Origin of the sequence: Vibrio sp. 10N.247.311.12 (genome assembly GCF_041467515.1) — a bacterium.
GTDB lineage: Bacteria > Pseudomonadota > Gammaproteobacteria > Enterobacterales > Vibrionaceae > Vibrio > Vibrio crassostreae_C.
The window spans coordinates 34,887-45,375 of sequence record NZ_JBFSUV010000045.1 but is presented as its reverse complement, the minus strand read 5'-3'; the positions used below and the strand labels follow the sequence as shown (position 1 = coordinate 45,375).

Below are 10,489 nucleotides of genomic sequence, written 5' to 3'. Positions count from 1 at the left end.
CGCTTGTACGGTGGTGTGAGAGGACGGAGGCTGCGAGGCCTCCTCCTACTCGATTTTTCGAGATACGAGATCGTACTGCTAAGTGCTAAGCTCGACTTCTAACCATTTGAGATAGCATAAACATTGCTGCCGCACTGATAACCACAGACGGGCCAGCAGGCGTATCATAGAACCAAGACAAGCTTAATCCACCGAATACAGCGATAGAGCCAATAATTGATGCAAGGAAGGCCATCTGCTCAGGTGTGCTCGAGAACTTCCTTGCCGTTGCTGCAGGAATAATCAGTAGCGATGTCATGATTAACGCACCAACAAACTTCATACCGACAGCAATCACGATACCGACCAATAGCATCAGAATCAGACGCATTAAATCAATGTTGATGCCATCAACCGCCGCGAGATCTTCGTTAACCGTCGTTGATAGTAGTGGTCGCCAAAAGATAGCAAGTACTAATCCAATCACAGCAGCACCCGCATAGATGAACACTAAATCCGTTGGAGATACTGCCAGCAAGTCACCAAATAGGTAGCTCATTAGGTCAACACGAACGTTATCTAAGAAACTGACAGCAACCAAACCAAGTGATAGCGCACTGTGCGCCAAAATACCGAGTAGGGTATCGGTCGCGACCAGCTTTTGTTTTTGTAAAGTCACTAGCAACACGGCCAGCATCAAACAACAAATCAGCAGCGCGAAATACAAGTTAATGTTGAACAGAAAGCCAAGTGCTAAGCCCATCAAAGAAGCGTGAGCAAGCGTGTCACCAAAGTAAGCCATCTTACGCCACACCACGAATGAACCTAGTGGGCCTGCAATTAGTGCAATACCCAAACCCGCCAAAATAGAGGGAAGAAGAAACTCAAGCATTAGTGGTGTCCGTGTTTATGGTTTGAACATTCATGCACGTCGCCTTCGACAGGCTGGCCTGCGAGATCATGATGGTGATGTTCGTGTTGGTGATGATAAAACGCTAGCGTCTCTTGGGTCGCGGTGCCAAAGAGCGCAATATACGAAGGATGGTGTTTGATGTCTGCAGGTGCGCCTGAGCAACAGATGTGGTGGTGTAAACAGATAACATCGTCTGTTTTTGCCATCACTAAATGCAGATCGTGTGAAACCATAAATACGGCACAACCAAAGCGGTGGCGAATGGTGTCAATCAAGTCATACAGGTCTATTTGCCCTTGAACGTCGACGCCTTGAGCCGGTTCATCGAGAACCAGTAGATCTGGTCTTCTTAGCAATGAACGAGCAATGAGCACACGTTGGTTTTCTCCGCCAGATAGCTGGTGCATGTTACTCTTCTGCAGATGTTCAGCACCAACAAGCTTCAATGCTTCAAGGATCTCTTGCTGACTGAAATTGCCAGTGAGTTTTAGAAAACGCTCTACGTTGAGCGGTAGGGAATCATTGAGCTTTAATTTTTGTGGTACATAGCCAATTTTCAGTTTTTTAGCTTTTGTTATTGTGCCTGAAAATTTGGTCTGTAAACCCAGTACCACTTTTACTAATGTCGACTTTCCTGCACCGTTTGGCCCAATCAGGGTGGTGATTCTGCCGCGCTCTAAATTTAGAGAGATGTTGTCTAGAACTTTTCGACCGTCAAATTCGACGCTCACAGAATCTAGTTGGATTAAGTTATCCATGAATAGAACTCATTTGCAATTCGCTAATGTTATAATGTAACATTTACCTCAAGCCTAAGCTACTTTTCTATTATCGAGGGATTATGTCACGTTCATCTTTTATACTTGCTACTTTGCTTTTAGCGCCAAGTGTCGCAAGTGCCAATACTATTCTAACAAGCTTTAAACCAATTCAAATGATTGTGACAGAATTAACGCAAGGCGTTAGTGAGCCGGATGTGTTGATGAACAGCAATGCTTCGCCGCATGATTATGCGCTTAAGCCATCGGATGTAAAAAAAGTTCATAGTGCCGATATGGTCATCTGGTTCGGCCCTGACCTAGAAGCCTTTCTGACTAAGGTGATTGGTTCAAAAGAAAATGTTATCAAGATCAGTGATATTCCCGGAATCAACTTGCGAGAGTTCGGACACGAAGAGCATGACCACGATGCACATGAAGGGCACCACCACGGTAGCCATGACCCGCATTTTTGGTTAGGTATCGAGCAAGTTGAAGTAGCTGCAAAATACATCTCAGCTAAGTTGATTGAATCTGATCCAGACAACGCAATGGCGTACCAAGAGAATCTCGATTCATTCCTGATTGCATTGAAAGAGAAGCAACAGTCTATTCGAGAGCAACTTGCACCCGTGAAAGACAAAGGTTACTACGTTTTTCATGACGCGTATGGTTACTTTGAGCAAGAGTTTGAGCTAAATAACTTAGGTCACTTTACGGTGAGCCCAGAGCGTAAGCCGGGTGCAAAAAGCCTGATCGCTATTAAGAAAACGATAGTACGTGAAAACGTTCAATGTGTGTTTTCTGAGCCTCAATTCACTCCTGCTGTGATTGAATCAGTGACGCGCGGAAGTAACGCAAAACAAGGTCAGCTTGACCCTATCGGTTCAACAGTTGAAGTGAAGAGTGGAAGCTATTTCGATTTTCTTCAGCAACTTACAGATAGCTATACAAGTTGTTTAGACGAGAAGTAAGTCATAAACGAGTATTCTTTACTCTACTTTGCTCTCGTTAATTTATGAATCATGCCGCTTTTTGCGGCATTTTCGTGACCGCTAAGATAAAACCTCCTAACAAATAACAAACCTCCTTTCTCCTTTTCTAATTTCCGCTAAAATGGAAAGATAATAATAAGCACAAAAAAACTCAGTTTTTGGTTTAGCAACGATAAGACGTTGTGGTACCCAAAATTTCATGTGTTGTTGCTGTTCAGGATTAAGAGTTGTATCGAATTATCTTCAAAATGTTCATGTTAATGAGCATTTCATTTAGCGTTCTAGCGGTAAATACCTCGCCCTCCGTTTTCTATCCTTTGCCCGTTCAAGCGCAAGGGAATTTCCTTGCGGCTAAAAACTTGTATTTAGGTGCCGGAGGTGGGCTCTGGGTTCATGATGTGCATGGAAAAGTACTCTTTTACGATGGTCGAACTCTATTCCCTCGCAAGGGAAGCTTACTGCAATTTTCTTCGGAAAGAGTCGCCTTTCTGAACGATGAGTTTTGGACATTTTTCGACAATGAGGTTTATCGACATAACCCTGGAATTGGCAACGAATTGGCGTTTAGCCTAAGTCCCGGCGCTGAAATAGCGAATATCGGTGCATCAGGCGATTATATTTGGGTTACTGACGGCAGTAATTTCTATACCTACAACACTCAATCTTTAGAATTCAACACCTACTCTCTACTTAAACTGTACCGATACAATAACAGCAGTGACATTGCGATTAACGACGCTGAGTGGGTACTATCAAAGTGGGTGCTAGCGACCAGTTCTGGCGTTTACCTTTCAGAGAATCAAGAGTTTACCCATGTCACCGCATCAGACAAAAACCATATTGAGACGGTTTATTTTTCGAATGCTCGACGTGAGTTAGTGATCGGTACTTTAAATGGTGCTGTGATTGTTGATCTCGCGAACCCAGACAAAGAGACCATCGTTAAAGGGTCGCATGTTCTCTCGTTGGCCGAAACTTCGGACCAGTATTGGATTGGTACAGAGCACGGCCTTATTAGCTACAACTTTATTACGGGACAAATTACTCGATTCGAACAAGCCGCTAGTCAAGACTTCTCGTTACCGGGTGAGAAAATATATTCGTTGATAAACGATCATGCTGGTGGTATGTGGGTTGCGACAAACAACGGTATCCGATACTTCTCACTGTTCAGCAAAACCTTCTCGAGAACACCCCTAACTGGAATGGGCATGCATTCGAGTAGTGTGGTGATCAATAAAGTACTGCCTGTCAGTGACCAGTTATCTTGGGTCGCGTCTTCAATGGGGCTCTACTTGGTTGATTCTGAAAGTGAAGAGAACCCAATTCGTGTTTACTCTAACCCTGTTAATGATTTTGAGATCTTTGGCTCTTCCATTTGGTTGGCGACCGAACAAGGTATCATCAGTCTAAATACGGAAACACTACAACCCGAAGCCCTTGATTTACCAAGGCCAATTGAGGGAGTGCGTGTTGAAAACCTTGCGCTTCAAGCCGATAACGTTCTTTGGATGACCTCTGGGCAAAACCTCTATTCGTTATCTATCGAAACCATGAAACTGACGAGTTATGGCACTGACTGGTTAGTCGACAAGTTCTTGCCTGCGAAGATCACCGCTCTCAATGTAGGCTTGCTAGGTCGCATCTATATAGGAACGGATCATGGCTTCTACTCGTTCATTGATAAACGAATTAGCTTTAGTCGTTCCAGCGAACGGTTTGGCAAAGTCGTCGATATTGAAAAAGCGAAGGATGGAGCGCAGTGGTTTGCGAGCAGTTATGGCGTGTATCGAATCCCGGATGACAGCTCTATTATTCAAGAAATCACTCTTGTTGAAGACAATATTAGCCCCAACTGCCTGATAAGCGATGACAATGGTGTTTGGTTAGGCTCTTCGAAAGGCATCAGTTATTACGGATTGGATGGGCAACTGCATAAACACATAGGTTCGCCATTTGGTTTGATCACCAATGAACTGGCGGCAGGAGCGTGTGCTCTTTTTTACAGTCAAGATAGCCAACCTTCGAGGCTTGTTTTCGGCTCAAAGTATGGTGTAGTCAGCGCGTTATCTAACGAGTTACTGGTATCAACTACACCTCATAGCCGTGCCTTGTTGAGTAAGATAAGTGTCGACCAACAAACGGTATCACTTGGCGGGAAAACGGCAGAGCTGGATGAGATTCCTTATGGTTCATCGATGGGGTTTAAGCTAGGTATCTTACCAGCAACGTTCGCACCTGCGATGGAATACCGACTGAGCGACGATGAACCTTGGAGTGAGTTTGAAGGGGGCTTGTTAACGCTCGATCATCTTCTTCCAGGGGATTACACACTTGAAGTGAAGCCGGTTAAAGACTCCCATTATCGCTTTGTGTCAACCAATCAAAGCTTCTCGATTGCGGAGCCTTGGTATCTGACGAATTGGGCTGCAGCAAGCTCTCTGATATTACTGATTGGCGTTGTGACTATCTTAGTCTTTTGGCGTTCGCGTTATGTCACTTTTGCCAACAGGCACTTAAAAGCGCAAGTTGCACTGAAGACAGACCAATTGAGACACCAAAGCCGGATATTACTCGCAACTAATCAACAGCTTAAAAAGCAGCTATCCGTTAAGAATGCGCTTGTGTCTCATACTGCCAATGAACTATCTTCTGAAGTGAATCATATTGCTGCGATGCTCCCGAATTGGAATGACGAGCTCGGGAAGTCGCCGATTCTAACCTTGAAAAATGGCTTAGCTCAATTGAGCAATACCCCCCAAGGGAAAGGGCAAGTTTGTTACGATATAATTTTAATCTTAGAGGCGGTACTCAAAGCTTGGCAGGATGACTTAACCAAAGCCGGTATTGAACTGGATATTAAAGTCGAAACAAAACAACGATATGTCTCGTTGCTGTATTTTAATCTCGATATCATCTTCAATAGCTTGGTTGGGAGCATCATCAAGAGAAACTTTAAGTCGCAGAGTATGGTGGTTCTGGTTGAAGAGGTTAAGGAGCATCTTGTTGTGACCATTCGAGATCATGGGATGCCTTTCCCTAAGCTGGCATCAAGCATGGGTGAGAATGCCGGAAAGTCGACCGACCTTAATATCGAAAAGCTGCCGCTATTGATGAACCAGAGCGGTGGCGAGCTTAATGCCTTTGTTTCGGAGTCCCAAAATAAGGTTCAGCTTTCGTGGCCAATTGAGTATCAAGTACTCGACAATCTTGAAGCCAGCACAATTGAACAAATTGAAACTATTAAGCTTGTGGCTTCAACGCCGGAGCAACAAAAACTAACAGCGGAACAAGAGTGGAAGAACAGAGTGTCGCAGCTTGTGAGTGAAAACTACGCTGATGCCGAGTTCAGTACTGCAACTGCCGCTAAGTATTTGTTTATGTCTGAGAGAAGCTTACAGAGACGCTTTAAATCGGCTTACAACAAGACCTTCAAAGAGCACTTGAATGAAGTACGTCTAGAGCATGCGTGTGAGCGCTTACTCGCTGGAGAGAAGATCTCTGATGTGGCGTTTGATTCGGGCTTCAATGACCCCTCCTATTTCAGTCAAAGGTTTAAGCACCACTTTGGTATGTCACCATCTAAGTTTGCTGAAAACAACGACGAGTAGCGCGCAGCGGATACTCAGCTAGAACATAAATAAAGATACTTTAGCCTCGACATTCGTGTCGGGGCTTTTTTATGCTTCTACGAGATACGAGATACGAGATACGAGATACGAGATACGAGATACGAGATACGAGATAAATGGGGAGTTTAAAAAGGTTGTTGGGATAAAACAAAGGGAAGAAAAAAAATATCGTGGCATAGCCGGGGGGACTATACCACGGGTGCCAACGACACCTTCGCTTGCTGCCGGAGTGATATAGCAAAGCCATATCACCTCTGGAATAAAATTAAAGAGAAGTAGTTTCTCTTCGATGGAGTAACTATACGTCCAGCTACTTATTTTACTTATAAAATTAACGACAGATACCTATGAGAAAACCGACATTGTCTCAAGTGATTGATAATTAATGATTTGTTTTTGTTTGGGAGGGTTTGTACTAGTGAGGTAGTTCTCGCTAGTTGTTGAAAGTAACGTTTTTGACGTAAACGTTTTTAACGAAACTTACGAGTATGTATTTTCGAAAACATTGATTTCACACAATAGAATTGTGGGCATGTATGTGTATCATGGCGTTAATAACAATCTTTCTCATTATCAGTCACGAATTGGGTACTTATGAAACTCTCACAACTAGAGCAAGGAAAGGCGGCTTCTATTGTTGCACTAACAGGTTTAACACCAGACGTAAGGAAGAAACTTATGGTCATGGGTATGTTGCCAAAAACCGAGGTGACGCTTATCCGCCGTGCACCTATGGGTGATCCGCTTCAAGTTGAAGTGAGAGGTGTTTCTATCGCCATTCGTGAAAGCATTGCAGAACAAATCGAGGTTATCTAAATGGATTATCAAGTTCTTACCGTTGGTAACCCGAATAGTGGTAAAACAACACTGTTCAACGCACTGACTGGTGCTAAGCAGCACGTTGGTAACTGGGTTGGTGTCACTGTTGAAAAGAAGACGGGTTTATACTCGCACGCTGGTGATCAGTTTCAACTAACGGATTTACCGGGTATCTACGCACTAGACAGTGGTAATGATGCGAACAGCATCGATGAGTCTATCGCGTCTCGCGCTGTTTTAACTCACCCAGCAGATGTGATCATCAATGTTGTCGACGCTAACTGTCTAGAACGAAGCTTATATATGACATTACAGCTGCGTGAGTTGGGTCGTCCAATGATCGTTGTGTTGAACAAAATGGATGTATTAAAGCGCGAACGTCAGGTGATTAACCTTAAAGCACTAGAGAAAGAGCTAGGTTGCCCAGTTCTAAGCTTGTCTGCAAACGATAAAGGTCAAGTGGTTCGCTTTAAAGAGCGTCTGCATAAACTGCTTGTGCAAGGTGTGAGCCTTGACCCTATCTCTATTGATTACGATGCCGCGTTAGAAGCTCTTATCCCTTCTGTTGAGTCACTATTTGATGATGCTGACGTATCTCACCGAGCGCTAGCGATTCGTGCTTTAGAAAATGATTACTTGGTATTGAATGGTTTAGCCCCACAAACTCGCACTCAAATTGATAGCGTGCGTCTTGGTGCCGATTTCGATATTGACCTTGCTGTTGCTGACGCTAAATACACTTTCTTACATGACCTTTGTAAACGTGTTCGTCGCAGCGAAGGCAAACTAAGCCGTAACTTTACAGAGAAAGCAGACCAATTCATTTTGAACAAATGGGTCGGTATTCCTTTCTTCTTCGTCATCATGTACCTAATGTTCATGTTCTCTATCAATATCGGTAGTGCGTTTATCGACTTCTTCGATATTGGTGTTGGGGCAATATTAGTTGATGGTGGACACCACTTATTAGATGGCCATTTACCGGTTTGGTTAGTCACTGTGCTTGCTGATGGTATTGGCGGTGGTATCCAAACAGTTGCGACCTTTATTCCTGTTATCGCAGCGCTTTACCTATTCTTAGCGGTACTAGAAAGCTCAGGCTATATGGCTCGTGCTGCATTCGTACTTGATAAAGTGATGCAGAAGATTGGTTTACCGGGTAAAGCGTTTGTCCCACTTGTACTGGGCTTTGGTTGTAACGTGCCTTCAATCATGGCAACTCGTACTCTTGACCAAGAGCGTGAACGTAAACTGGCAGCATCAATGGCACCGTTTATGTCATGTGGGGCTCGTTTGCCGGTATACGCACTGTTCGCAGCGGCGTTCTTTCCTGGTGCAGGACAAAACGTAGTATTCGCTCTGTACATCATGGGTATCGTTGCTTCTGTGTTTACGGGCCTTTTCCTGAAAAACACGATCTACCCAGGTAGCAGCGATAGCTTAGTGATGGAAATGCCAGATTACGAATTGCCGACAGTGCAAAACGTAATGCTGAAAACTTGGCAGAAGCTGAAGCGTTTCGTACTTGGTGCAGGTAAAACAATCGTGATGGTTGTGGCTATTCTTAGCTTCCTAAACTCTCTAGGTATGGACGGTAGCTTTGGTAACGAAGACAGCGAAAATTCAGTACTGTCTAAAGCGGCTCAAGTTGTAACACCTGTATTTCAACCGATTGGTATCACTGAAGAGAACTGGCCTGCAACGGTTGGTATCATCACGGGTATTTTCGCTAAAGAAGCTGTTGTTGGTACATTAAATAGCCTATACACAACGCCTTCTGATGAAGAAGCGGCTGAGTTTGACTTAGCAGCAAGCCTTCAAGAAGCGGTAATGACGATCCCTGAAAACCTAGCCGGATTGAGCTACTCAGATCCATTAGGTATTGAAGTTGGCGACTTGTCTGACTCTAATTCTGTAGCAGCTGACCAAGAAGTCGATACCTCTATCTTTGGTAACTTGAAAGACAAGTTTGTATCTGGTCATGCGGCATTCGCTTACTTGATTCTTATCCTGCTTTACACGCCTTGTGTGGCCGCGATGGGTGCTTATGTTCGTGAATTTGGTCAGACGTTTGCACGCTTCATCGCGGTTTGGACGATGGCTCTTGGTTACTTTGGTGCGACTTTCTACTACCAAGCGGCAAACTTTGCTGCGCATCCTGTGACAAGTGCAGTATGGATGGTGGCGATTGCTGGTGGTTTTGTGGTGACGTATCGCGTCTTCAAGAAAGTGGGCAGTAAGCAGAAAGCACTAGAGGTGCAAGTAGTATGATTTTAACTGAACTTCATCAATACATTGATAGCCACGGCGTTGCGGCTCGTAAAGAGCTCGCTGCAAAGTTTGGCATGAGTGAAGATGGCGTCGATGCGATGCTGAGTGTTTGGGTCAAGAAAGGGAAAGTTTCTCGCTTGGTCGATACGAATAAGCATGGTCATACAACGCGTATTCGCTACACCATCAGCAAACAAGATGGTTTGTCGCTTAACGTGATGATGTAGTTCGGTCTTCAGACTCTCGTTGAAAAAGGCGAGATTAGAAAATGACAAAGCCGCTTATCTAAGATGAGCGGCTTTTTGTTATGTGTCTTTTCTGAAGTGTTTTGCTTTAAAGCTCAATGAGATGAACTCGAATTATGCTTTCTTGAAGATAGAGCTCAGTGACAGAACGTTTTGGATACGAGTCAGGATAGCGGCTTGATCTTCTTCACTGCGCTGTTCGCCTTTTGTATTACCCCATACTGGGCCGGGCCAAGCAATGTCGTCTTTGAAGCGTGCAATATGGTGGATGTGCAGTTGTGGCACCATATTACCCAGCGCACCAAGGTTCAATTTGTCTGGTTGGAACGTTGCTTCTAATGCTTGGCTTACCGCCTGAGATTCATGTAGGAACTGCTGTTGCTCTTTCATTGGTAAGTGGTGCAACTCTTTTAGGTTGGCACGTTTTGGTACCAAGATAACCCAAGGCACTGCGTTATCTTTGTGTAGCAGGGCTAAGCTCAGTGGAAATTCGCCGATAAGTGTGGTGTCTTTCGCAAGTTGCGGGTGAAGTTCGAAGCTCATGATCTTTCCAATTAATTGTTTTACATGAGTATAAGGTCGGAGTTTGAATGTGGCTAGGGCTTACGTTCTCAATAAGCAGATTCCCTATCACGTTCGTCCCTCACTGTAGGGAATGATGGTGAGAAGAGGGATAACGATTTGGTGTGGTTTGATGGCGCATCATTGATGTTGTCTTGGATTCACTACACCTATTCTCGTCATCTCCTAGAGCGACGAATGAGCGTAATAGGAGATCTCTTGCTGTGTAGGTTAGCTAATCGCTTAAATAATCGAGTAAACAAACCTCCAGACAAAAAAAAGGTTGACGCTTTCACGTCAACCTTTCTAATTTTCT

The 10,489-nt window shown here is 44.3% G+C and carries 8 protein-coding genes; 5 read left to right on the top strand and 3 right to left on the bottom strand.

Annotation, left to right across the window (positions count from 1 at the left end; all coding sequences use genetic code 11):
- Nucleotides 1–85: 85 nt before the first annotated feature.
- Together znuB and znuC are read right to left on the bottom strand one after the other, a co-directional pair.
- Complete coding sequence (gene znuB / locus AB6E30_RS18145; protein WP_017061944.1) at nucleotides 86–871, bottom strand: zinc ABC transporter permease subunit ZnuB; 786 nt, start codon at nucleotides 869–871, stop codon at nucleotides 86–88.
- Entirely contained in the window at nucleotides 871–1,650 is a 780-nt protein-coding gene (gene znuC, locus AB6E30_RS18140) for a zinc ABC transporter ATP-binding protein ZnuC (RefSeq protein ID WP_017061943.1), read from the bottom strand. Before znuC ends, znuB begins: the two co-directional genes overlap by 1 nt.
- 83 nt (nucleotides 1,651–1,733) lie before the next feature.
- Here znuC and znuA point away from each other — a divergent pair, with 83 nt between their 5' ends.
- From znuA to AB6E30_RS18115, 5 genes are all read left to right on the top strand, one after another.
- The gene (znuA, locus tag AB6E30_RS18135) at nucleotides 1,734–2,624 is read left to right on the top strand and encodes a zinc ABC transporter substrate-binding protein ZnuA (RefSeq protein WP_017067380.1); all 891 of its coding nucleotides are present in this window, start codon (nucleotides 1,734–1,736) and stop codon (nucleotides 2,622–2,624) included.
- Nucleotides 2,625–2,893: 269 nt separating this feature from the next.
- Nucleotides 2,894–6,256 carry a helix-turn-helix domain-containing protein gene (locus AB6E30_RS18130; protein ID WP_372104740.1) on the top strand — a complete coding sequence of 1,121 codons (3,363 nt, stop codon included), beginning with the start codon at nucleotides 2,894–2,896 and terminating at the stop codon, nucleotides 6,254–6,256.
- A 615-nt stretch (nucleotides 6,257–6,871) separates the two neighbouring features.
- The gene (locus AB6E30_RS18125; RefSeq protein WP_004734203.1) at nucleotides 6,872–7,093 is read left to right on the top strand and encodes a FeoA family protein; all 222 of its coding nucleotides are present in this window, start codon (nucleotides 6,872–6,874) and stop codon (nucleotides 7,091–7,093) included.
- Nucleotides 7,094–9,367, top strand: coding sequence for a Fe(2+) transporter permease subunit FeoB (gene feoB / locus AB6E30_RS18120; protein WP_372104729.1), 2,274 nt, complete (start codon nucleotides 7,094–7,096; stop codon nucleotides 9,365–9,367).
- Nucleotides 9,364–9,594 carry a FeoC-like transcriptional regulator gene (locus AB6E30_RS18115; RefSeq protein ID WP_017061938.1) on the top strand — a complete coding sequence of 77 codons (231 nt, stop codon included), beginning with the start codon at nucleotides 9,364–9,366 and terminating at the stop codon, nucleotides 9,592–9,594. Before feoB ends, AB6E30_RS18115 begins: the two co-directional genes overlap by 4 nt.
- Nucleotides 9,595–9,726: 132 nt before the next feature.
- Here the strand turns inward: AB6E30_RS18115 and AB6E30_RS18110 are convergent, their stop codons facing one another.
- Nucleotides 9,727–10,155, bottom strand: a complete 429-nt coding sequence (locus AB6E30_RS18110) for an HIT domain-containing protein (protein WP_017061937.1) — start codon at nucleotides 10,153–10,155, stop codon at nucleotides 9,727–9,729.
- Nucleotides 10,156–10,489: the final 334 nt, after the last annotated feature.